This window comes from Sorangium sp. So ce385 (assembly GCF_051474135.1).
Taxonomy (GTDB): Bacteria; Myxococcota_A; Polyangia; order Polyangiales; family Polyangiaceae; genus Sorangium; species Sorangium cellulosum_D.
This window is the reverse complement of sequence record NZ_CP150337.1, coordinates 5,759,515-5,781,794: the sequence shown is the minus strand read 5'-3', so window position 1 is coordinate 5,781,794 and position 22,280 is coordinate 5,759,515. Positions and strand designations below refer to the sequence as shown.

The following is a 22,280-nucleotide window of genomic DNA, read 5'->3' as shown; positions in this document are numbered from 1 at the left end:
CCTGTGTGCGCACCAACGCACAGGTGTCCACAAAGGAACACGGATATGGCTCTACGGAACGTTGTAGTTACGCTCACCTCGGTCTGTGTGATGTCCCTCGTCGCGTGCGATCCCGGCGACCCTCCCCCTGCCGGCGCTGGCGCCGCGGGTGGGGCCGGCGGCTCGGGTGGGGCCGGCGGCTCGGGTGGGGCCGGCGGCTCGCCCGAGCCGGGGTGCCCCGCGCCGTCCGGCGGCCCGACGGTTCACGAGGGCGACGTGAGCGAAAGCGAGACCTGGACCGCGGAGGGGAGCCCGCACGTCGTGAGCTTCCCTGTCCGCCTCCGCGCCGGCGTGACGCTCACGATCGAGCCGTGCGCCGAGGTGCTGCTCGAGGAGGACACGGGCATCTCCGCGATGGATGAGGGCGCCGAGCTGAAGGCCGAGGGCACCGAGGCGCGGCCGATCACGTTCCGCGGCAGCGAGGGCGCGCGGTGGAACGACGTGCACGTCGCGTGGCCGGCCAAGGCGACCCTCCGCCACGTGACGCTCGAGGGCGGCGGCGGCGATCGCTTCCACGCGAACGCGGCGCTCTCCGCGTACGGCGGGTCCGTGACCCCCGCGGCGCCGGTGCTGCTCGTCGACCACGTGACGGTGCGCGGGTCGCTCGGCGCCGGGGTGCTCCTCTTGCGGGCGTCGGCGTTCGCCGAGGGCTCCACCGATCTCGTGATCACCGAGAGCGGCAGCGAGGAGCACCCGTATCCGCTGGAGCTCGGCGAGCAGGCGCTCGGCTCGATCCCGGTCGGCGTGTACACCGGCAATCGAAGGGACGAGATCCTGATCCAGGACGAGGGGGCCAATCAGACCTCCGGGCTTCAGCAGGACACGACCCTGCGCGACCGCGGCGTGCCTTACCACTTCGGCGACTGGCGCGACGCCCGCTTCAACATCGGCGGCGGCGGCGAGGGCGCGCCGCTCACGACGCTCACCATCGAGCCCGGCGTCACCATCCGGTTCGAGCCCGGCAATTTCATGCAGATCGAGCGCTTCACCGGCGAGTTCGCCGCGAGCGGCGCCCTCCGCGCGCTGGGCACGCCGGAGCGGCCCATCGTCTTCACCTCGGCCGCGGAGACCCCCGCGCCCGGCGACTGGGGCGGGCTCTGGTTCGGCGGCATCCCGCGCGACGAGAACGTCCTGGAGAACGTCATCGTCGAGTATGCAGGTTACGACTGCGGCTGCATCCTGCTCAGCTGCAACGATCTCACGACCTTCAACGGCGCCGTCATCTTCAGCCAGGCGCCGAGCAGCGCGTTCATCCAGGGGTCGACGTTCCGCCACGTCGCCGGCCACGGCGTCACCCGCGGCTGGAACGGCACCGCGGGGCCCGATTTCGCGTCTGGAAACACCTTCGAGGACGTGAGCGGCTGCGAGCAGACGCGCCCCTGGGTCGAGGGCCAGCCGTGCCCCGACCCGAAGCCCCCCTGCCCGGAGGGCTAGCCCAGCGCGGGCCCGACCGGCCGCCTTCAGAAGCTTCAGCGTCCACCACGGCGGGAGCGGCGCAGGGGGCCACGTGGATGTCGGCAGGACCTGCCGGTGCGCGCGCGCGACCAACAGCCGGCTCCCGTCGATCGGCGACGACGCGTCTGCCCGCGATCGCAGGTCGGCGCAGCTGGTCTGCTCGTGCGTCGAAGCACTATGATCGTTCCGTGTTCGGCATCGTGCTCGATCGCGCCTCGCGGCGCTCCCTCGCGCTCCAGCTCGCGGACGGGCTCCGCCAGGCGGTCGTCGCCGGCGAGCTCGCGCCCGGCGCCAGGCTCCCCCCCTCGCGCCTGCTGGCCGCGGAGCTGGGGATCTCCCGGCGGCTGGTGACGGACGCTTACGAGCAGCTCACCGGCGAAGGCTATTTCGAGACCCGGGCGGGACACGGGACCTACGCCGCCGCGCTGCCTGTGCGGGCGCCGCACGCCAGCGTCTCGGGGGCGGCCACCCTCCGGCGGCACCGGCCCACCATCCGCTTCGACTTCACCCCCGGGATCCCCGATCTCGCCAGCTTCCCGCGGCAAGCGTGGCGCCGCGCCGCCGACGACGCGATCTCTCTGGCGCTCGCCGCCGACCTCTCCTACGGCCCGGCGCTCGGCGACGCCCGGCTGCGCCAGGCCATCTCCGACTACCTGTACCGGTTCCGCGGGCTGGCCGCCGATCCGGAGCAGATCTGCATCACCTCCGGCACCTCGCATTCCCTGTCGCTGCTCTCACGGCTCCTCCCCGCCACGACCCTTTTCTGCGAGGAGCCCGGGCTCACCTTCGCCCGCGACGTCTTCGGCTCGGCCGGGTTCCGCTGCCGCCCGGTGCACGTCGACGACTCCGGCGCGCTCCCGTCCGGCCTGGGCGAGGTGCCCCGGGGCGCGCTCTTCTATCTGACGCCCTCCCACCAGTTCCCGACAGGCGCGCTCCTGCCCCTCAAGCGGCGGGTGAAGTTCCTGGAGCTGGCCGCCCCGGCCGAAGGGCTGGTGCTCGAGGACGACTACGACTCCGAGTTCCGCTTCCGCGGCAGCCCGGTCCCGCCGCTCGCCTCGCTCGACGCCGAGCGCGTCGTCTACCTGGGGACCTTCTCGAAGTGCCTCGCGCCGTTCGTGCGGGTCGGGTATCTCATCGCCCCGCCCCACCTCGTCGGCCCGATCGCGGACCTGGTGCGGCGCACCAACCTCCGGGGCTCCATCCCGCACCAGCGGACGCTGGCCCGCTTCATCGAGGAGGGCCATCTCGAGCGCCATATCTTCGCCATGAAACGGCGCTATCGCGCCCGGCTGGAAGCGATCCTCGACTTCCTGGGGACGCGCTACGGGGATCAGGTCCGCACCAGCGGCGGCGAGACCGGGTTCCACCTGCACGCGCGCTTCGACGGGCGGCGCTTCGGCCCGATCTTCACCGACGCCTGCAGCGCGGAGGGGCTGCGGATCTCGACCGAGGACGAGTTCCGGGCCGAGCCGCCCCGCGCGAGCGACGCGCTGGTGATCGGCTATGGCAACGTGGCGGACGAGAAGCTCGACGAGGGTCTCGAGCTGCTTGGAGCCCTCATCGAGCGGACTACGGACCGTGAGATCGGTTCGCCATGAGCCCTTCGCCGCCGCGCCTGCGGCGTTGCGATCAGGACAGGCGGAGTCGATGGGCGGGCTCTACAGGTTCCGATCCTCGTACGCCACGAGCTCCGCCACCTGGCGCGCCTGCTCGGCGGTGAGCGCCCCCTTCTCCATGGCCCGCGCGTTCTCCACGGCCTGGGCCGTGCTCTTGAAGCCGGGGATGGGGATGGTGTTCGGGCTCTTGGCCCAGATCCACGCCAGCGCGCCCTGGACCAGGGTCCGACCGTTGCTGGTCAGGATCTCGCGGGCGGCCTCCAGGCGGCGGGCGTAATTGGGGTTCACCTTGCCGTCCTTGAACCAGGTGATCCACTCGAAGTTGCTGGTCCGCACGTCGCCGCGGGGCAAGGTCTCGCCCTTCGTGTACCGGCCCGAGAGCATGCCCATGGCCAGCGGGCTCCGGCACAGGAGCGCCAGCCCTTTGCCCTCGCCGTAGGCGATCAGCCGGTCGTTTCCCTCGAACACGTTGAGCAGGATCTGGGCCGCGCCGCAGTGCGGGCCGCGGGCGAAGGCCTCGACCGAGGCCTTCACGTCGGTGCTCCAGCCGTAAGCGCGTATCTTCCCCTCCTTCACGAGCTGCTCGAGCACCTCCACCACCTCGCCGGCTTTCTGCGGCGGGTGCTCCCAGATGTGGAGCTGGTAGAGGTCGATTCGATCGGTCCCCAGCCGCCGCAGGCTCCCCTCCACGGCGCGCCGGATGTACGCCGGGCTGGCGTCGGTCCTGCCCAGGTTGACGTGCTTTTCCTCGTCGAAGACGTGACCGAATTTGGTGGCCAGGGTGACACGGTCGCGAATCCCCTGGATGGCCTTCCCGACCAGGACCTCGCTGTGCCCCGACCCGTACACGTCGGCGGTGTCGAGCAGCGTGACGCCGGCGTCGATGCCGGCGCGGAGGGCCCGGATCGACTCCGCGTCGTCGGTGCCGTGCCACTCCCAGCTCGCGCCCGGGTCGTTCCACTTCCCAGCGATGGCCCAGCACCCCAGGCCCAGCGCGCTCGTCTCGATGCCCACGCTCTCCCATCGTCGCTTCATGGCGTCCTCCTCATGGACCGAATGTCCGGACCCAGGTATGCGGCGGCAGGCGCGCGGGAACGAGGACCACCGCTGCGGTTCCGGCGTGGACCACCGCGAGAGCCATGGTCGGGGGCGGCCGCCGCGGACCACGCTCCGTGGATGGGCCCGTGCTCCGCCGTCATCTTCGGCCAGGCGCCGAGCAGCGCGTTCATCCAGGGGTCGACGTTCCGCCACGTCGCCGGCCACGGCGTCACCCGCGGCTGGAACGGCACCGCGGGGCCCATTTCGTGTCTGGAAAACACCTTCGAGGACGTGAGCGGCTGCGAGCAGACGCGCCCCTGGGTCGAGGGCCAGCCGTGCCCTGACCCGAAGCCCCCCTGCCCGGAGGACTAGCTCACACCGGCGAGAGCCCGCGCGCGTCGTGCCCGTTGGCCGCGGCGAGCCGGGCTCCGTCTTGGCGGAGCACCACCGCCTGCGCCGGGGCCGGGTAGCCCAGCTTCGCGACCTCGTCGTAAACGACGAGGTGCGCGGCGGCGAGCGCCAGCGGGTACTTCGAGCTCTCGATGTAGGGGTGCGCGACGACCAGCGGGCCGGTGGGGGTCACGCCCACCAGCTCGACGAACGGCGCTGGGCTGCTGACGGCGTGGGGCGCCTGGGCGAGCTTCTCCTTCAATACAGCGATGACCTTGTGCACGTCGGCGCCGTGAGGGAGCTGCACGTTGATGTTCAAGCGTGCCACGGGGTTCTCCGAGTGATTCTTGATGGTCTCGCCGAAGATCTTGTTGTTGCCGAGAAAGGTGCGCTCGTTGTCGAAGGTGTCGACCGACGTGACGAAGAGGCCGATCGAATGCACGATGCCCGTCACGCCTGCGATGGTGACCACGTCGCCGACCTTGAAAGGGCGCAGCACGATCATGAAGACGCCAGCGGCCAGGTTGGCGAGCAGGCCAGACCAGGCCATACCGATGGCGACCCCGGTCGCCGCCAGGATGCCGGCGAAGGTGAAGGTCTGGACGCCGAAGACGCCGAGGACCGTGATGACGAGCAGGATGTTGAGCAGCACGCTCGCGACCGAGTGCAGGTAGCGCGCGAGCGTTTCGTCGATGTTGCGGAACTTCGTCGTTCGATCGAGCAGACGAAGGATGCCGCGTATGACCAGGCGCCCTACGATCCACAGGACGATGGCGCCGATGATCTTGGTGCCGATCTCGGCGCCGATCACGAGCCCGACGTCCACGTACCTCTTGAGGGTCTCGTTCATCCCGCGATCTCTCCCTTCCCTTGGTCCAGCGATGTCCCCGCAGGCGAGCGGGTGGCCGTTCGTCGCGCCCGCTCGACCTCTGCCGGTCGCTGCGGCGCCCTCGCAAACAAGAACCCGTCCGAGCCGTGGGAGCCGGGAACTGCACTCGCCTGCCCTGGCAACCACACCAGGGGCCGAGGAGAGCAATCCTCAGCGCGGGTGCACCAACCCCCGAAGCTGCGTCGTCGAACCCCGCGCCAGCCGAGGTCCAGCAGGAGCATGGTACCGAGCCACACAGCGAGGGGTCAAGTCCCGCCGGCCGTCCCTCCGTCGCCTGACCGACGTGGGAGGCCATGCGCCGCTGTGCGCTCTTCGACCTCCGACCGCTGTACGACCCTAGCGCCAGCCGTACTGTCCGGACGCGTCGCGCTCGCGGACGCCGCGCTCAGTAGAACAGGCGTGCTCGTCGCGCCGCTCGCACGTGGTGGCCACGTGCTCGCTGGCGCACACCTGCCCGCCACCGCCGGTCACGACCGGCGCCAGGCCGCTGAAGCTGACGAGCCATCACTGCACGCCCATCGCGATGACCATCACGACAAGCTCACTGAGAGCGTGTAGCGGTAACGCATCGCGAGCTTGCGCGTGTCGTGAGGTCGACCCGTGAAGAAGCTTCGGTAAATCCACGCAACGGACATCGGCCAGGCGATCGCATCCACCAGACCGAATGCGAGCAGTCCACCGGCTCGAATGGCCCCGCCATCGCCGCGTCATCGTCACGCGCTTGGCGCCGTCCCCGCGCTCGGGCCGGTGTCCCCCCCTCGCCCGCCCCGTCCTCCCGCCGCGTGAGACGCTGGTCGGCCGAGGCCGGGGCGCGCGCGTCCCCTCACCGCGGGACGTCGACGGGCACGAAGCAGGAGATGTTCGTCTCGATGTGGAAGTTCGACCCGTCGGTGTGGCGCTCCGCGTGGAAGATATCCATCGTGTACGTGTTGCCCGGCGAGATGCCGAGATAGTCGGCCTGAGCGTCGAAGTCGATCACGCCCGACTCGGGCCCGTGCATGCTGCCGAGATCGAGGGCGAGCTTGCCGTTGATGAAGATCCACATGTCGTCGTCGCCCCGGAAGCTGAACTCCTGGCCGGCGACATAACCGAACTTGAGGTGGATCTCGGTGGTGAAGAGGAAGTTCTGGTTCTTGCCGTTGGGCGGATTGATCCCGAACCCCTCCTCCGGCGCGAGCGGGAAGAAATCCGTGCTGTCGAAGATGTACCGACCCGAGCCGGCCGGCGACTCCTCGAGCTCGAGCTGCTTGGGGAAGGTCATGTTCACGCCGGGCACGTCGCGGTACCACTGGTTGAACGACTCGCTGCTCGTGATGACGACCTGGTTCGGGGTCCCGCCCCCGCAGTCGAGCGGGGTCTGCAGGTCCGCCTGGCAGCCGATCGAGTCGAGGAACACCGGCTTGCTGTCGCCGTCGAGCTGCGGCTCGATGAGCTTGCGGCGAACCACGTCGCCCCGGAAATCCATCTCGAAGTCCGGATGCGTGTCCTTGAAGTCGCGGTAGAGGACCTCGAGCGTGCTCTTGCAGTCGCTCCCGCCGGCGCCGCCGGCGCCGATGGTCACGTTCCCCCCCGAGATGCTCCCGATGTCGTCGCCGCTCGAGCTGCTGCTCTCCCCCGAAGGCGCCCCGCTGGTGCCGCCGGTGGTCGGCCCGCCGCCGGAGCCGGAGTTCGAGTTGCCGTTGTTGTCGTCAGGCCCCGAAGAGCAGGCCAGGGCCGCGATGGCGAAGGTCACAAGCAAGAGAGAGCGAGGGGACATATTGAGCACTCCTGGGATAAAGTAGGACAACCACACCTCGTGGGGGTTGTCAACGTCGCCCCTGGAATCCTACGCGAGATCGCGCGGCGTCTGCCGCCACGATCGCGTGGAGATCGCTTAATTCAGCCCGGCTGCATCCGACGGAATCCTGCCTTGTTTGACAAGAGAGAGAACTAATGCGGTGCGTCGTCCCGCGCGGGCGGGTCAGGGCGAGGCGGGTTGGTCGGGCGCGGCTGTGTCGCACCCCGCGGGCTCCATGGCGGCGATCCACGCGCGGACGAGCTCGACGCCGTCCGCGTCCGGCAGACGATTCGAGAGCTCCGGCATCTTGATCTCGGGATCGGTCGAGCGCATGCGGAAGATCATGATGCTCTCGTCCGGGGCGCCGGGCACGATATCGTAGGCATTCCCGCCGGTGCCCGCGCCGGCCGCCGCGGCGACCTTGCACACGCCGTTCTTGGACGGGTCGGTCTCCCAGGCGAGCAGGACCAGCCCGCTCACGCCGCCGCCGCCGCCGGGGCGGTGGCAATGGGCGCAGTTGCCGTGCAGGTACGCCCGGGCGCGGGCGTCGAGCGGCGCGTCGCCGAACGGATCCGGGAAGCTGGGCAGCCGCTCGGGCGCGCCGAGGGGCGCGCGGAAGATCCCCTGCGCCTCGAGCCACGCGAGCTGGTTCCGGGGCGCGCCGTCGACGACGATCTCGCGGTTCAGCTGCGGGGTGATCAGCCCGAGCACGGCGGTGCGGTCGTCGCGCTCGTGACAGCTGTTGCACTGGTTGGTGTTGGGGACGAGGTACCGCGCGCGCGCCGGGCTCCCCGAAGCGTCGATCACGTCGAGCTCGATCCGGGCGCCAGCCACGCTGCGCGTCGCCTCGGTCTGCTCCTCGTTCCAGACATACGTGTGCGGCTTCCAGCCCTCTTCCCCGAGGATGAGCAGACGCGTCTCCAGGATGCGGGCGGCGCCCGAAGGGGCGCGCCGGTCGAGCCCCAGAAAGAACGTCTTGATGACGATGGTGCCGAGCGGGAACTCCCAGTCTTCCACCTCGCTCGCCGCGATCTGCTCCCCCTCCGGGAGCACCAGGAACCGCCCCTTGCCGGCGTGATCGGCCCAGAGCGGCGCGGCCACCTCGTAGGGGATCACGCCCGCGGCCGGCTGCAGCGCCGACAGCGCGCCCTCGAAGAAGCCGTATTCCGACAGCGTGTCGTACGGCATGCTCTTCTGCGGCGGCTCGGGCGGGTCCGGCGGATCGGGCCGCTCGGGCGGCGCTTCGGCCGGCGGGGCGCCGCCCGGCCGGGTGTCGCCCTCGCCGGCGCAGCCGAAGGCCGCGAGCGAGAGGCACACAGCGAGGCTAAGGCTGCGCGGGAGGGAGCGGGTCATAGGCGCACGCGACCGCGGTGACATCCTGGCTCTCCGCCGGCAGCTCGCCGCAGAGGTTGAAGTTGATGTACGTCGCCTCGGGCTCCGAGACGCAGTTGACGAGGTGGCCGTCGTCCCCGGCGCTCGGGTCGGTGCAGCCGTCCCAGGCCACGTCGGGCATCGGCCGTATCGCCGTGAACAGCGAGAAGAACGGGAGCGGATCCGTCCCGTTGTCCTCGTAGACGTTGTCGTGGACGAAGTTGCCCTGCGGGAAGAGGTCGAAATCGTCGTCCATCACCGGGCCGAGGAGATCTTCGCTGTAGCTCAGGATCGCCACCGCGACGGACTGGTTGCCCCGGATCTCGTTCTTGTGAATCTCGTTGTCGTCGGACGCGAGGATCATGACGCCGAGCCCCGGCGGCAGGGCCGCGACGACGGTGCCCGCGGCGGCGAAGTTCGGGCCGTTGTTGTTCTCGATCCGGTTATCGTACACGTTGACGCGCTTGCCGTCCTGGACCGGCAGATCCGGCAGGTTGAAGAGGAGCAGGCCGCCCGTGTTGTCGTGGGCGTGGTTGTCGCGCACGACCGCATCCGTCGAGTTCTCGATCTCGATGCCGGCGACATTGCCGTAGGCCTCGTTCGAGGCGACGAGGATGTTCTGCGACTGACCCACGTAGATCCCGGCGTCGCGCGCCCCCTTGACCACGCACCGCTCGATCACGACGTCGGTCGAGCCGACCGGGTAGAGGCCGTAAGCGCCGCTGTCCTCCGACGCGTCCGCCTCCCACATCACGGCGACCTCGCGGAAGGCGATCCCCTGCACGCTGTCGGCGCGGATGCCGTCGCCCGGCGTGTTGCGCACCTGGAGATCCTGCACGGTGACGCCGTCGCCGCGGATCAGGAGCCCGTTGGCGCCGGTGTCCTGGTCCGAGAAGTCGAGGATCGTCTCGTCCTTGCCCGCGCCGATCAGCGTCACGCCGTCGACGTCGAGCGACAGCTCGGTGGTGAACGAGAACGTCCCCGCCTCGAAGCAGACCGTCGCCCCGGGCGCGGCGTCGATCAGCGCCGTCTGCACCGCCGTCGTGTCGTCGTCGCCCGGCGCGAGCCGGATCGCGCACGCGTCCTCGCCCCCCGCGCCGCCGCTGCCCCCCGCGCCGCCGCCGCCCTCCCCACCGGTGCCGCCCCCCGCGCCGCCGCTGCCGCTGCCGCTCGCGCTGACCGGGGTGACCCCTTCCTCGCTGCTGCAGGCGACCGCCGCGAGCGCCAGGCTCACGCAGGCTCCCAAGAAGATATTCTGCTGGAATTTCACACCGCGCAGGCTACCGGAGCGCGCTCGGGTTGCCAACCTCGCCCCGCGGCCGAATCGTGCCCAACTACACGTAACGACACAACAACTCGGCGAGCTCCCCCGCGGTGGGCCCCCGCCTCTGCGCCGCGCGTCTCCGCGCTTCTCGTCGCGTCACGCCGCCTCGGCGGACGGGCTCAGACCAGGCGGTGTCCCCCGTCGACGTGCAGCGTCTCGCCGGTCGTGAACCCGTTGCCCATCAGGAAGAGCGCGGCGTGCGCGATGTCCGCGGGCGCGCCGACGCGCCGGGCCGGGAGACGGCGCGCGTGCTGCTCGAACCGCTGCTCCTTCTCGCCCCCGGCGATGGAGTCCCAGATCGGCGTGTCCACCCAGCCGGGCGACAGCGCGTTGACGCGCACCGGCGCGAGCTCGATGGCCAGGGCGCGCACGAGCGCCTCGAGCGCGCCGTTCGCCGCCGCGACGACCGCGCCGCCCGGCCCCGGGCGCGCCGCCGCGATGCCGGTGGTGAAGACGAGCGAGCCGCCGGGCTCGATCCGCGCGTGCTTGGCGATGTGGAGCGCCGCCACGAGCTTCGAGTCGATCGTGCGGCGCGCCGCGGCGACGTCGAGCTCGCGGATCGGCTGGTAATGGCCCTGCACCGCCGTGACCACCACGTGGTGCGCGGGCGGATGCTCGCTGAACAGGCTCCGCACCTCGGCCTCCTGCGTCGCGTCGGCGACGACGGTGCGCACGCGGCGCGCCTCCCCGAGCTCGGCCGCGGCGGCGGCGAGCTTCTGCGGCGAGCGGCTCGCGAGCGTCAGCGTCGCGCCCCGCGCGAGGCAGGCCCTGGCCACGCCGAGGCCGATGCCCGACGAGCCCCCGATGATGACGACATGCTGGTGTTCAAGGTTCATGAAGGAGGGGTAACGCGCGCGCCCCGCGAGCACCATGGGATGATATGGCATGCTTCGTCCCATGAACGGGATGATCTCCCTCGAGGACGTGCGGCTCTTCGCGGCCGTCGCGCACCACCTGAGCTTCGTCGAGGCGGCGCGGCGCACGGGGGTGCCCACCAGCACCGTGAGCCGCCGGGTGGCGCTGCTGGAGGAGGCGCTGGGGGTGCGGCTGCTCCAGCGCACCTCCCGCCGCGTCGGCCTCACCGGCGAGGGCGCGCGGCTGCTCGAGCGCGCCGGGCCCCTGCTCGACGAGCTCGGGTCGGTGCTCGACCGGGTCGCCGATCGCGAGGACGAGCCCGCGGGCAGGCTCCGGGTGACGGCGCCGGTGATGACGGGCGCGCAGCGCATCGCGCCGGCGCTGTCCGCCTTCGCCGCCCGGCACCCTCGCCTGACCGTGGAGCTCACGCTCACCAACGCGGTGGTCCCGCTGGTCGAAGAGGGCGTCGATCTGGCGTTTCGCGCGGGGCCCGTTCAGGACGCCGAGCTCGTGGCGCGGCGCCTGTGGTCGCTCCCGTACGCGCTGGCCGCGTCGCCGCGCTTCGTGCAGGAGGCCCTGCGAGGCCGCACGCGGCTCGCGCGCGCGTCGCTCGGCGCCTTGCCCGCCGTCCTGAGCCGCGCGGACGCCGCGTGGCGCCTCCGCCGGCGGGACGGCTCCGTCGAGGAGGTCCGGCCGCCCGCGCGCTTCTGCGTCAACGATCCGCGGGCGGCGATCGCCGCGGCGGCGCAGGGGCTGGGCGTGGTCTGCGCGCCCCGCGAGGTGATCGCGCAGCACGGCGAGGCGCTCGTCGAGCTCACCGTGACGGGCCGCGCCGTCGAGCCGCGCGAGCTCTTCGCGGTGTACCCGTCGCGGCGGCTCCTCCCCGCGCGGGTGCGCCTGGCGATCGACTGGGTCATCCGGCACGGCTGAGCGCTCCGCGCCGGCGCCTCGGCGCTCAGGACGCCCGGAGCTCGATCCGCTGCCAGTCGGCCGCGACCTCGAGCTCGACGCCCCCGTCGATCGCGCGGTGCGACCTCGCCCCGGCCACGGCGCTCGGCGGCGGCGCGCCGTAGATCCGGATCGTCTCCACCTCGCGCGCCGCCGGCGCCGGCAGCTCTCCCTCGACGCTGCGCTCGAGCGTGAACGCCGCGCCGTCGAGGCCGCCCGAGAGCCGCGTCGTGCGCGACGCGCCGTGCCCGTCGCCCTCGTCCTCGTAGAGGCGGCCGCTCACCCGCGCCGCGGCGTGCACGTGCCAGGTGATCTCCTCCCAGCGCGCGCTCGTCGTGTGCATCCGCGGCGCGGTGAGCGCGACCGCGCCCCCGGCGCGCAGCCACACGGGGACGACCCCGAGCGGCGCATCGGCGATGACGTGGCGCCCGCCCTCTTCCACCCCCCCCGCGCGCTCCAGGTTGGCGAAGTCCATCCACGCGCCGGCGGGCAGGTACGACAGCCGCTTCGACTGCCCCGGCCGCACCACCGGCGCGACGAGCAGGTCGTCGCCGAAGAGGAACTGATCGTAGGCGTGGAGCGCCTCGGCATCGTCGGGAGCCAGGAAGGACAGCGGCCGCATGACCGGCAGGCCCGTCTCCGCCGCCTCGCGCATCAGCGTGTACAGGGTCGGCAGGAGCCGGTAGCGCTGCTCGAGCACGGCGCGCGCGAGGCCGAGGTACGGCTCGCCGAAGCGCCACGGCTCCTGCGCCGGCCTGCCCCGACCCGCGTGGTTGCGCATCAGCGGGTAGAACAGCCCGGCCTGCATCCAGCGCACGAGCAGCTCGCCGTTGGCGCGGCCGACGAAGCCCGGGATGTCCGCGCCGACGAACGGCACGCCCGAGAGGCCGAGGCCGAGGAGCATCGGGATCGACGCTTCCAGGTGCGTGAAATTGCTGGCGAAGTCGCCGGTCCACACCGCGGCGTAGCGCTGGATGCCGGCGAACGCCGCGCGCGTGAGCACGAAGGGGCGCCGGTCCGGCGCGTGGCGGGCGAGCCCCTCGTGGGCGGCGCGCGACATGCCGAGCCCGTAGACGTTGTGGACCTCGAGGTGCCGGCGGGCGCCGTGGCGCGCGTCGTAGGGGAGCGTGCTGCCCTCGATCGTGCCGAGGCCCGAGGTGCGCCCGCCGTTCGGCGCGGGCAGGCCCCGGTCGGGCCGGACGGAGAAGCACGCCGGCTCGTTCATGTCGTTCCAGATGCCGGCGATGCCCGCGTCGATGAAGGCCTTTTGCAGATCGCCCCACCAGCGCTGCACCTCCTCGCGCGTCAGATCCGGGAAGACCGCTGGATCGGGCCAGACCTCGCCCACGAGCGTGTCGCCGCGCGACAGCCGGACGAGGAAGTCGCGCGCGCGCGCCTCTTCGTACACGGCGTAGCCCACATCGGCCTTGATCGCGGGGTCGACGATGGTCACGAGCCTCACCCCCTCGGCCGCGAGATCGCGCGCGAGCCGCGCCGGGTCCGGGAAGCGCGAGCGGTCCCAGGTCCACACCCGGTAGGCATCCATGTAATCGATGTCGAGGTGGACAACGTCGAGGGGGAGGCCGCGCGATCGGTAGCCGCGGACGACGCCGCGCACGTCGTCCTCGTTCTCGTAGCCCCAGCGCGACTGGTGGGCGCCGAGGCTCCAGAGGGGCGGCATCGCGGGGAGCCCGGTGAGCGCGGCGTAGCGCCGGAGGACGTCGGCCGGGCGCGGGCCGGCGAGGAGATAGACGTCGAGCTCGGGCCCCCACGACTCCCATTCGATGCGATCCGGGCGGCGCAGGGCGATATCGACCTCCGAGCGCCACGGCTCGTCGAGGAAGAAACCCCAGGCCGTGCCGCCGCGGAGGGCCAGGAAGAAGGGAATCGAGGCGTAGAGCGGGTCGGACTCGACGTGCGGGGGGAAAGCGTCGGTGTTCCAGAAGGTGAAGCGCAGGCCGCGCTTGTCGAGGGGCCCGACCTTCTCGCCGAAGCCGAGGTAGGCCTCGCCGGGCGGCGCCGCGAGCGAGAGCCGCGCGCGGAATTCATCGACGGGGAAGGCCGGCCGGACCTCGCCGGACACACCCTCGCTGCGCGCGAGGGCGCGGCCCTGTCCGTCGCCGAAGGTCCATGTGCCCGAGGCGAACGAGATCTCGAGAGAGGCGCCCTCGGCGCTCACGTGGAGCGCGTCCCCCTCGCGGCGCGCGGAGAGCGGCAGCGCGCCGTCGGCCACCACGGCGAAGGAGCGCTTGGGCGGCAGATCGGGGTGCGTGAAGCCCGTCACGGCCGACGAGGGGGCGTGGCGCACGCGCAGCACGCCGGGGCCCGGACAGCGGATCTCGACGGCGGCGCGGGCGCCGGAGAGGAGCACGTGAGTCGCGCCGATCGCGGCGTCGGTGAGGAGCATGCGGCGACTCTACCCGGGGCCCGCCGCGCTCGCCACGATCCCCGCGCGGCGCGGAAATGCGGGCGTGCTGTTGCAAGCGCCGGCGACGTTCTCCTACGCTCGCGCCGTGATCGGGGAGACGCTCGGCGGGAAATACAGGATCATTCGCCTGCTCGGCCAAGGCGGAATGGGCGCCGTCTACGAAGCGCAGCTCGTCGCGACGGAGCGGCGGGTCGCCGTCAAGGTCATGCACGGCGCTGCCCTGCAGGGGGGCGGCCTCGCCCTGAAGCGCTTCCAGCGCGAGGCGCGCACCGTGGCGATGCTCGCCGACCCGCACATCGTCAGCGTGATCGACGCGGGGGCGGACCCGGCGACCGGCGCTCCCTTCATGATCATGGAGCGCCTCGAGGGCGAGGATCTGCACCAGCGGATCCGCCGCGCCGGCGCCCTCGCGCCGGACGCCGCGCTCCGGATCGCGGCGCAGGCGTGCCGCGGCCTGTCGCGGGCGCACGAGATGCGCATCGTCCACCGGGACATCAAGCCCGCCAACCTGTTCCTCGCGCGCGCCGAGCAGGGAGAGATCGCCGTCAAGCTGCTCGATTTCGGCATCGCCAAGATCAAGGAGCAGGCGGCGCAGGGCCTCTCGACGACGACCGGCCTCACGCAGAGCGGGGCCATCCTCGGCTCTCCCCACTTCATGTCCCCGGAGCAGGCGCGCGGGCTCCGGGACATCGATCATCGGACCGATATCTGGTCGCTGGGCGTCGTGCTCTATCACGCCCTGACGGGCCATGTGCCCCACGAGCATATCCACGCGCTCGGCGACCTCATCATGGCGATCTGCATCCAGGGGGCGCCGCCGATCCGGGAGCGAGCCCCGTGGGTCCCGGCGGAGGTGGCGGCGCTCGTGCAGCGCGCGCTCGAGCGCGATCCGGACCGGCGCTTCCCGAGCGCCGCGGCGATGCTGGAGGCGATGGTGCCGCTCTTGCCGGCGGGCGGCTGGGCGCTCGACGAGCAGACGCTGGCGCGCCCGGCGCCGCGCGAGGTCGCCGCGGCCCCGGCGCCGGACGCGGGGCGGGACGCGCCGACGGTCGTCGGGACGGTCGAGGGCGCGGAGCGGCGGGTGGTGCAGGTCGGCGGGGATCCGCCGGTGTGCGGCACCGACACGACGGTTCCGGCGTCGACGGGGGGCGTGGAGCCGCCGACGCCCCGCGAGGCCGCGGGCGCGCCGGCGGCGCGGCGGAGGGCGCGCGCCTCGCTGGGCGCGGGGGAGCAGGTCGCCCGGCGGCTCCGTCACGGCCCGTTCAGGGCCCGGGCGAGCCACGCCGCCGCGCTCGCGCTGGCGGCCACGGTGGCGCTCGGCGTGGCGTGCTTCTTCCTCCTGACGAGGGCGGCGCTCACGCTCGCGCCGACCTCTGTCGCACGTGCCGAGAAGATGCGAGAGCGCGTGGGCTTGGCGGCTGGGATCGCCATGCCGGCCGTGCCGTCTTCCGTGGTTGACATTTCCGAGACGTCACCGCCGCGCCGCCCGGAGGACGCTTCTGGAATCATGGGTCCACCGTTTGCACCGCCGACAGCTCCGCCTGCCACAAGCGGGGTATTGCCTGCATTCAAGGAGAAGGTGGCGTCCCCTGCGACCAGGCCTTCGACAAAGCCCACCAGACCCGGCGCTGCACCCGCGCACCCTTCTCCTCGACCCACGACGCCAAGACACGATCCTGCCTTTTGATCGCGCGCTGGCGCCTCAGGATCGAGCGGGCCGCGCCGACCGGGGCGCGCCCCATCGGTGAGGCCGCGATGGCCCGACGGGCGAACACGGAACCGGCGACTGCAGGCGTCGCGTCGAGGTGACCGCCGTCACGGCGGCGGCGCGCCCGGCGCCGCCCCCAGCCGCCCCGGCGGCGGCAGCTCCAGCACGGGCGGGGGCTCGCCGGCCGGCCGGTGCTGCCAGTCGGGGTCGATCCAGAGCCATTTGACGAGCTGCGTGTTCCGCGCGTTGGGGATATACCCCCTCACCCACGGCTTCACCAGCGTCGGCTTCTCCTCGAAATAGAGCGGGATCCGGCACATCCCGTCGAGCGCCCGCCGCTCGGCCGCGCGGAAGCGACGGATGCTCTCCCGCGGATCGGCGATCGCCGCGGCCCGGCGGAGCTCCTCGTCGAACGCCGCATCTGCCCAGCCGCTCCGGTTGTTGGGGCTGTACGACAGGAAGTTGGCGAGCCACGTCTGCGGATGGTTGTAGTCGGCGAACCAGGCCAGCCGGATCACCTGGAAGTTGCCGTCGCGGAGGTTCTTGAGCATCACCCGCCACTCCTCGTTCCGCAGCGTCGCGGAGATCCCGAGGTGGCGCTTCCACATGTCCTGGATGGCCACGGCGACCTGCCCGTGCCCCTCCCCCGTGTTGTAGAGGACCTCGAGCGGCGGAAACCCCTTCGCGCGCAGCTCGTCCCCCTCGCGGACGACCTCGTACCCGGCCTCGGCGAGCAGCGCGCGAGCGCGCGCGGGGTCGTGGCCGACCTCGGGGCTCGCGAACGGATCGGCGCCGCGCGCCCGCTCCTCCGCCACCTGCTCGGCGTAGCCGGATCCGGTGATGTCGGGCACGTAATGCGTCGCCGGCTTCCCCACCCGCGTGATCTTCTCGACGAGCTCGCGCTTGTCGATCGCGAGGTTCAGCGCCCACCGCACGCGCGCGTCGTCGAGCGGCGGCTTCGTCGTGTTGACCTCGTAATACACGGTGGAGAGGTACTCGATCCGCCGGAGGTCCTTCTTCCCGGACAGCCAGCCGAGGTGATCGTACGGGAGCTCGGAGTTGTCGCCCATGTAATCGAGATCCCCCGCCTTGTAGAGCTGCAAGGTGGCGTTGTACTGGGCGATCTCCATCCAGACGATCCGGTGGATCCGGAGCGCGTCATGGGCCCAGTAAGCCGGATTCCGCTTCATCGTGATCTCGTACCGGAACTTCCACTCGTCGAGCTGGTAAGGCCCGTTGACGACGATGTTCTCGGCGCGAAACCAGAGCTCCGGCTCGCCGCGCGCCTCGAACGGCTCGATGACGTCGCGGCGCACCGGGAACAACGTGACGAAGCTCGTGAGATCGGTGAAGTACGGCGTGGGCTGCTCGAGCTCCACCTCGAGGGTGAGGTCGTCCCGGGCCCGCACGCCCACGGCGGCGTCGTCCTCGACGAGCTCCGAGGCGGCGACGAACCCGGTCACCCCGCCGCCGGCGGGCGGCGAAGACCGCGGCGCGGCAGGGTCGTACGTGGGGAGGCTCGCGTGGGGCGCGACGAGCGCGTACGCGGCGGCGTCGGTGGGCCCGAGCAGGCAGCCCGGGAGGAAGCCGCGGCCCTGGGGTCCCTCGATCTCGAACCAGCGGTCGGCCGCGCCGTTGCAGGCGACCGGCGGGCCGGCCGCGAGGAGGGCGACCTCGGCGCCGCGCCACGCGCCGCCGGCGGCCGCGTCGACGGGCGCGGGCACCGGGGCCGAGCCGGCCGCGCCGAACGAGAGCCGCTCGCCGGCGCCGGTCTCCTCGTCGGGCTCGGCGTACGTCACCGAGGCGACCCCGGGGGGCGGCGCCGCGAGGGGCGGCACCGCCGACGTCACCCGGGCGGGCGACTGGCCGAGCACGACGACGAACGCGCCCCGCGGCAGGGAGAGCGCGGGCGGCGCGTCGGGCCGCGGCGCCGCGCGCAGCGTCGCGGCCTCGCGCAGCGCCTTGAGCTTGCCCAGGTTGAAGAGCTCGCCGTTCTTGAGGACGTGCAGGTTCGTCGCGGCGAGCGAGGCGGTGGAGGGGCGCAGCACGCGCTTCCAGGCGTACTCGAAGTCGTGCGCCGTCACCGGCTTGCCGTCCGACCACCGCGCCTCGGGCCGCAGGTGGAACCGGTAGATCCGGTTGTCGTCGCTCTGCTCCCAGCGCGTCGCCATCCCCTGGACCGGGCGAAGGTCGCCGGGGCCGTAGGCGGTCAGCCCCTCGAACATCTGCTGGAGCAGCGAGATGCTCACCGAGTCGACGGCCTTGCCGGGATCGAGGTACTCCGGCTCCTCGCCGTTGTTGACGTAGAAGGTCGCTGCGTCCTTGCCGGTGCGCGCCGTCGTCCCGACGTAGCCGTCGCCCTCGCCGGAGCAGGCCGCGAGCGTCGCGAGCAGCGCGCCGAGGGCTGTGCCTCTGTGGTTCAAATTCCCCCCATCACGGACCGGGAGCGCGCTCGCGAGATGTGGAGTCAGGCGGAGAACCCCTTCGGGTTCTGCTCTTGCCAGCGCCAGCTGTCGCGGCACATGGTCTCGAGGTCGCGCTCCGCGCGCCAGCCGAGGAGCTCCGTCGCGCGCGCCGGGTTCGCGTACACGGAGGCGACATCCCCGGGGCGCCGCGCGACGATCTCGTAGGGGACCCGCTTGCCGCTGACCTTCTCGAACGCGGCCACCACCTCGAGCACGGAGTTCCCGCGCCCGGTGCCGAGGTTGACGGTGAAGCTGTCGCCGACGGTGAAGATGCGGTTCAGCGCGGCGAGGTGCCCGAGCGCGAGATCGACCACGTGGATGTAGTCGCGCACGCCGGTGCCGTCCGGCGTCGGCCAGTCGCCCCCGAACACCCGGAGCTTGTCGCGCCGCCCCACCAGCACCTGCGTGATGAACGGCGTCAGGTTGTTCGGAGTGCCGTTCGGGTCCTCGCCGATGAGCCCGCTCTCGTGCGCGCCGACCGGGTTGAAGTAGCGCAGCGACGCGAGCGACCAGCCCCCGGTGGCCGCGACGTCGCGCAGGATGTACTCCACCATGAGCTTGGATTGCCCGTAGGGGTTGGCCGGCCCGAGCCGGCACCCCTCGTCGAGCGGCACGCGCTCCGGATCCCCGTAGACCGTGGCTGACGAGCTGAACACGAGCTTCCGCGCGCCCCGGGCGTCGAGCGCCTTGAGCAGGCACACCGTCCCGGCGACGTTGTTCTCGTAATAGGCGAGCGGCTTCTCGACCGACTCGCCGACCGCCTTGAGCCCCGCGAAGTGGATCGTCGCGTCGATCGGGTGCTCGGCGAGCAGCCGTTCGAGCAGCGCCGCGTCGCGGATGTCGCCCTGGACGAACGTCACCTGCTTGCCGGCGATCCGCTCCACGCGGTCGACGGCCGCCTTGCGGCTGTTGCAGAGGTTGTCGAGGATGACCACTCGGTAGCCCGCGCGGAGGAGCTCCACGCAGGTGTGCGAGCCGATGTAGCCCGCGCCTCCGGTGACCAGGATCGTCTTGCTCATGTCGTTCTCCCGAGGGGGTCCATGCTGCGCTTCCCTGGATGAGGCCATGGCGAAGGCCAGGGCGTCAATGGGGACCGATCCTCCTCAAGCGCGACTCCTCGCGCAAGCGCGACACCTCACGCGGCCGAGCGGCCTGCGGAGCCTGCGCGCCGCGCCGCTCGCCCGGCCCGGCGCTCTCGAGCGACCGCGAGGCACGCGCGCAGGTGAACCGGCTCGCGGCCGCTCGGGGCTCGCCCGACGGTCGTCCGGGCGGACCGCGCGCGTGGCGCCCATGACCCCGCTGGCCCCGATGGCCGTCGAGCCGGTCGCATCCCAACGGCCCTACATGTCGATCACGATCTCGTCGGGATACTTCGGGTGCCAGCAGATGGGCACTTCCCGGCCGATCAACGTCAGCGCGTCGCGCGGATGGAGGAGCTTCTTCGTGCTGGCGCGAAAAGGCGCCTGCCCCGGCAAGCGCACCTCGACGTCGACGCGCATCAGGGGGACATGGTTGATCTTCGTGCCGGTCGAATCCAGGGCGAGGACGCGCGCCTGCCCCTGACGTCCGCTCTCCGCGATGAGCCGCTGGCGCCTCGCCTCCCGCACGATCCCGAGCCCCCAGATCGCGAAGATCAGCGGAATCACGAGCACGATGAGCATCGGCCCCGGCACCGCGCCGGCGATGAGCCCTGGGAGCACGAACGAGGCAGGGAGGCTCCCCGCAAACACGATGATCCACCCGGTCCGCGCCCCGCCGCCCGCGCGCTGCGCGAGACGCCGGCGGTGCTCCTGGCGCGCGCCCTGGAGAGATCGCGCGCACACCCGCCAGCGCGGAGGCATGCTCTCGATCACCGACTCGACGGCTCCCGCGAGCCCGCTCCGAGACGTCATGAAGCGCGACAGGAGGGCGCGCGCTGCCTCCACGTCGCCCGCGCGCTCCAGGGCGTTCGCGCGCAGGACGGCCGCGATCGGCGCCATCATGTCGTGGATGGGCACGTCGGTGTCGCTCGCGCCGAGCACGCGGAGCGCCGCCTCGGGCTCGTCCATGGCGGCCGCGATATACGCCCGCGTGACCCGGTAGGCGCTGTCCGACGGGAGATCGTCGCTCCCCGGATCGCACCCGGCGAGCCACGCCCGCGCGCTCTCGAGATCGCCGAGCCTCGCCGCGTCGCGGGCGAGACAGCCACGCATGAGCTGCCGGTGCCGCGGGGACGCCATCACCTCCAGGGCGCCCTCGCAGAGCGCGCGGAGGCCGAGATCGTCGCTGCCCGCCCCGCGCGTGTTCGACAGGCAGAGCGTGAGGAACGCGAGCCGCTCGGCCGCCGCGGTGTCCGAGGGGTGCGAGCGCAGGTGGGCGCGCGTCGCGCCCCAGACCAGGCGCGCCTCGTCCAGCTTCCAGGCGTCGATCTGACCGGCGGGAGAGACGAGCGCCTCCAGGCCTGGCGGGCGAGGCGGAGGGTCGCCGCCCTGCTGGCGGAGCCGCGCGATCCGCTCCTGCTCCTGCATCGGCGGCGTCCGCGGCACTGTCGTCTCCGGCCGCGTCGGCGCGACCATCGGCATCCCGCAGCGCTCGCAGTCCGCGTCCCCTCCACCGTGCGGCAGCTCGACCGCTGCGCCACACCCGTCACACGCGAGGACGCGAACCCGATACGAGAACGGAGTGTTCATGGTCCCCAGATCAGGTCCGCCAAGCCAGCCCAGACCGACGCGCGGCTCCGCGCCTCGGCCGTCCTCGACCGCCGACGTCGGCCCCTCCGCGGTCAGCAGGCCTGCTCCGCACCCTATAGCGCACGAACTCCCCCCTCGCCATCACCGCGGCAGACCCAGCTGCGCACGTATCCCGCCGGACGGCCGCCGCGCCCCCCTCGATAGGACGCTTGCGGCCACCCACGGTGATAGCGAGCGTCGCTCGACCGACACGCGTGGACACCTCGACAGACATCTTCGCGCGCCAGGCGATCTCGAGCCTCTGGCCCGTGCGTCCGCGCCGCACGGTTTTCACGCGTCCCCCTCCAGGGCCCTCGTCGCACGGGGCTTGACAGGGGCTGCCCCGTGCGCGTTCATGGCACCATGCAGCTGGCCCAGAAGCCTGCCGGGAGCCGTCTTGTCCTGCTCGTCGTGGGGCTCTTCATCGTCCTCGCGCCGGTCATGTGCGTCGGTGGCCATGTCTTCGCGACCTCGGCGCCGCCCCTCGCGCGCGCCGTCGAGCTCATCGAGCAGGATCAGGGCGTGGCCGCCGCGCTCGGCAGCCCCGTGAAGGTCTCGCTCGTGGTGACGAACCGGCTCCGAAGAAACCCGATACGGGCGCTCACCGGCGACGACGACGTGTATGTGGTCTCGACCGTCAAAGGCTCCCAGGAACAGGCGAACTTCCGGCTGTCCGCCAAGAACGTGAACGGTCAGGGCTGGGCCGGCACCTTCGCGGTGGAGTTCCAGGGGCGCCCCGTGCTGCGGAACGGCAGTTACATCCAGGAGGGCGCCGGGCCCCTCATCGAGGGCGACTTCGCGCCCGACGGCACGCCGCGCGTGAAGAAGCGCTGAGCGGCGACCCGGCGCGCGCCCGTCCTCGCCGCCCGCGCGCTCAGGGGGCGAGCAAGAGGACCTTCACCTGGCTCGGGACGATGCGCATCCCTGGGCAGTTCGTCGAGTTCTGCAGCGCCATGCTGGTCATGCGCGTCGCCGGCATCCCGCCCACGAGGACGCGGAACGCCGCCGTCACGTGCCGCGAGGGCCCCATCACCGTGCCGGACGCGACGCCCATGTTCACGCCTGCGTTGTCGCCGTTCGTCATCGGGATGGTCGTCGTCATGTTGTGCGACGGCGTGCACATGAACAGGACCTTGTAACACGCCGAGACCCCCATCATGCCCACCGCGATGTTGGGATAAGGGACCGGCACGGGCGCCGGCGTCGGCGTGAGGCAGACGTCAGGAAAACCGAGGTCCATCCCCATCATCTGAGTGTTCGCAAACATGG

The 22,280-nt window shown here is 72.0% G+C and carries 17 protein-coding genes; 6 read left to right on the top strand and 11 right to left on the bottom strand.

From position 1 onward, the window contains the following. The first annotated feature begins 255 nt into the window (after positions 1–255). Both WME83_RS20995 and WME83_RS20990 read left to right on the top strand, forming a co-directional pair. On the top strand, positions 256–1,473 hold the full coding sequence (locus tag WME83_RS20995; RefSeq protein WP_437321068.1) for a hypothetical protein: 1,218 nt from the start codon (positions 256–258) through the stop codon (positions 1,471–1,473). A 209-nt stretch (positions 1,474–1,682) separates the two neighbouring features. After that, a complete protein-coding gene (locus WME83_RS20990; protein ID WP_437321067.1) occupies positions 1,683–3,092 on the top strand; it encodes a PLP-dependent aminotransferase family protein in 1,410 nt (469 codons plus the stop codon). A 60-nt stretch (positions 3,093–3,152) separates the two neighbouring features. On the opposite strand, the gene WME83_RS20985 is transcribed toward WME83_RS20990, so the two are convergent. Beyond that, positions 3,153–4,145, bottom strand: coding sequence for an aldo/keto reductase (locus WME83_RS20985; protein ID WP_437321066.1), 993 nt, complete (start codon positions 4,143–4,145; stop codon positions 3,153–3,155). Between the two features lie 141 nt (positions 4,146–4,286). Between WME83_RS20985 and WME83_RS20980 the strand changes: the two genes are divergently transcribed. Beyond that, positions 4,287–4,520 carry a hypothetical protein gene (locus WME83_RS20980; protein WP_437321065.1) on the top strand — a complete coding sequence of 78 codons (234 nt, stop codon included), beginning with the start codon at positions 4,287–4,289 and terminating at the stop codon, positions 4,518–4,520. Between the two features lies 1 nt (position 4,521). Here the strand turns inward: WME83_RS20980 and WME83_RS20975 are convergent, their stop codons facing one another. The 5 genes from WME83_RS20975 to WME83_RS20955 all read right to left on the bottom strand — a co-directional run bounded on the left by WME83_RS20975 (position 4,522) and on the right by WME83_RS20955 (position 10,786). After that, entirely contained in the window at positions 4,522–5,388 is an 867-nt protein-coding gene (locus WME83_RS20975) for a mechanosensitive ion channel family protein (RefSeq protein ID WP_437321064.1), read from the bottom strand. An 862-nt stretch (positions 5,389–6,250) separates the two neighbouring features. Then, positions 6,251–7,183, bottom strand: a complete 933-nt coding sequence (locus WME83_RS20970) for a fibro-slime domain-containing protein (protein ID WP_437321063.1) — start codon at positions 7,181–7,183, stop codon at positions 6,251–6,253. A 204-nt stretch (positions 7,184–7,387) separates the two neighbouring features. Beyond that, the gene (locus WME83_RS20965; protein WP_437321062.1) at positions 7,388–8,521 is read right to left on the bottom strand and encodes an SO2930 family diheme c-type cytochrome; all 1,134 of its coding nucleotides are present in this window, start codon (positions 8,519–8,521) and stop codon (positions 7,388–7,390) included. Positions 8,522–8,528: 7 nt separating this feature from the next. Continuing rightward, positions 8,529–9,809, bottom strand: a complete 1,281-nt coding sequence (locus tag WME83_RS20960; protein ID WP_437321061.1) for a parallel beta-helix domain-containing protein — start codon at positions 9,807–9,809, stop codon at positions 8,529–8,531. A 209-nt stretch (positions 9,810–10,018) separates the two neighbouring features. After that, the gene (locus tag WME83_RS20955; protein ID WP_437321060.1) at positions 10,019–10,786 is read right to left on the bottom strand and encodes an SDR family oxidoreductase; all 768 of its coding nucleotides are present in this window, start codon (positions 10,784–10,786) and stop codon (positions 10,019–10,021) included. Here WME83_RS20955 and WME83_RS20950 point away from each other — a divergent pair. Beyond that, positions 10,785–11,684, top strand: a complete 900-nt coding sequence (locus WME83_RS20950; RefSeq protein ID WP_437321059.1) for a LysR family transcriptional regulator — start codon at positions 10,785–10,787, stop codon at positions 11,682–11,684. The genes WME83_RS20955 and WME83_RS20950 overlap by 2 nt on opposite strands. Positions 11,685–11,709: 25 nt before the next feature. On the opposite strand, the gene WME83_RS20945 is transcribed toward WME83_RS20950, so the two are convergent. After that, the gene (locus WME83_RS20945; protein ID WP_437321058.1) at positions 11,710–14,109 is read right to left on the bottom strand and encodes a glycoside hydrolase family 31 protein; all 2,400 of its coding nucleotides are present in this window, start codon (positions 14,107–14,109) and stop codon (positions 11,710–11,712) included. Here WME83_RS20945 and WME83_RS20940 point away from each other — a divergent pair. After that, positions 14,108–15,817 (top strand): protein kinase domain-containing protein, encoded by a 1,710-nt coding sequence (locus WME83_RS20940; protein ID WP_437321057.1) that lies wholly within the window; start codon positions 14,108–14,110, stop codon positions 15,815–15,817. The two genes, WME83_RS20945 and WME83_RS20940, sit on opposite strands and share 2 nt — an antisense overlap. A gap of 128 nt (positions 15,818–15,945) precedes the next feature. Here WME83_RS20940 and WME83_RS20935 read toward each other — a convergent pair whose 3' ends face one another. The 3 genes from WME83_RS20935 to WME83_RS20925 all read right to left on the bottom strand — a co-directional run bounded on the left by WME83_RS20935 (position 15,946) and on the right by WME83_RS20925 (position 20,972). Then, positions 15,946–18,261 carry a peptide ABC transporter substrate-binding protein gene (locus tag WME83_RS20935; protein WP_437321056.1) on the bottom strand — a complete coding sequence of 772 codons (2,316 nt, stop codon included), beginning with the start codon at positions 18,259–18,261 and terminating at the stop codon, positions 15,946–15,948. A gap of 44 nt (positions 18,262–18,305) precedes the next feature. Next, complete coding sequence (galE, locus tag WME83_RS20930; RefSeq protein WP_437321055.1) at positions 18,306–19,322, bottom strand: UDP-glucose 4-epimerase GalE; 1,017 nt, start codon at positions 19,320–19,322, stop codon at positions 18,306–18,308. A 321-nt stretch (positions 19,323–19,643) separates the two neighbouring features. Next, the gene (locus tag WME83_RS20925) at positions 19,644–20,972 is read right to left on the bottom strand and encodes a hypothetical protein (RefSeq protein WP_437321054.1); all 1,329 of its coding nucleotides are present in this window, start codon (positions 20,970–20,972) and stop codon (positions 19,644–19,646) included. Positions 20,973–21,374: 402 nt separating this feature from the next. Between WME83_RS20925 and WME83_RS20920 the strand changes: the two genes are divergently transcribed. Further along, a complete protein-coding gene (locus WME83_RS20920; protein WP_437321053.1) occupies positions 21,375–21,845 on the top strand; it encodes a hypothetical protein in 471 nt (156 codons plus the stop codon). Between the two features lie 40 nt (positions 21,846–21,885). Here the strand turns inward: WME83_RS20920 and WME83_RS20915 are convergent, their stop codons facing one another. Beyond that, positions 21,886–22,278, bottom strand: coding sequence for a DUF4150 domain-containing protein (locus tag WME83_RS20915; RefSeq protein WP_437321052.1), 393 nt, complete (start codon positions 22,276–22,278; stop codon positions 21,886–21,888). Between the last annotated feature and the right edge of the window lie 2 nt (positions 22,279–22,280).

Bases quoted from the DNA above. Each gene is read 5' to 3' on its own strand.
- WME83_RS20945 (WP_437321058.1), bottom strand. From the start codon at position 14,109: ATGCTCCTCACCGACGCCGCGATCGGCGCGACTCACGTGCTCCTCTCC.
- WME83_RS20925 (WP_437321054.1), bottom strand. From the start codon at position 20,972: ATGAACACTCCGTTCTCGTATCGGGTTCGCGTCCTCGCGTGTGACGGG.
- WME83_RS20980 (WP_437321065.1), top strand. From the start codon at position 4,287: ATGGGCCCGTGCTCCGCCGTCATCTTCGGCCAGGCGCCGAGCAGCGCG.
- WME83_RS20950 (WP_437321059.1), top strand. From the start codon at position 10,785: ATGCTTCGTCCCATGAACGGGATGATCTCCCTCGAGGACGTGCGGCTC.
- WME83_RS20985 (WP_437321066.1), bottom strand. From the start codon at position 4,145: ATGAAGCGACGATGGGAGAGCGTGGGCATCGAGACGAGCGCGCTGGGC.
- WME83_RS20970 (WP_437321063.1), bottom strand. From the start codon at position 7,183: ATGTCCCCTCGCTCTCTCTTGCTTGTGACCTTCGCCATCGCGGCCCTG.
- WME83_RS20920 (WP_437321053.1), top strand. From the start codon at position 21,375: ATGCAGCTGGCCCAGAAGCCTGCCGGGAGCCGTCTTGTCCTGCTCGTC.
- WME83_RS20940 (WP_437321057.1), top strand. From the start codon at position 14,108: ATGCGGCGACTCTACCCGGGGCCCGCCGCGCTCGCCACGATCCCCGCG.
- WME83_RS20955 (WP_437321060.1), bottom strand. From the start codon at position 10,786: ATGCCATATCATCCCATGGTGCTCGCGGGGCGCGCGCGTTACCCCTCC.
- WME83_RS20975 (WP_437321064.1), bottom strand. From the start codon at position 5,388: ATGAACGAGACCCTCAAGAGGTACGTGGACGTCGGGCTCGTGATCGGC.
- WME83_RS20915 (WP_437321052.1), bottom strand. From the start codon at position 22,278: ATGTTTGCGAACACTCAGATGATGGGGATGGACCTCGGTTTTCCTGAC.
- galE (WP_437321055.1), bottom strand. From the start codon at position 19,322: ATGAGCAAGACGATCCTGGTCACCGGAGGCGCGGGCTACATCGGCTCG.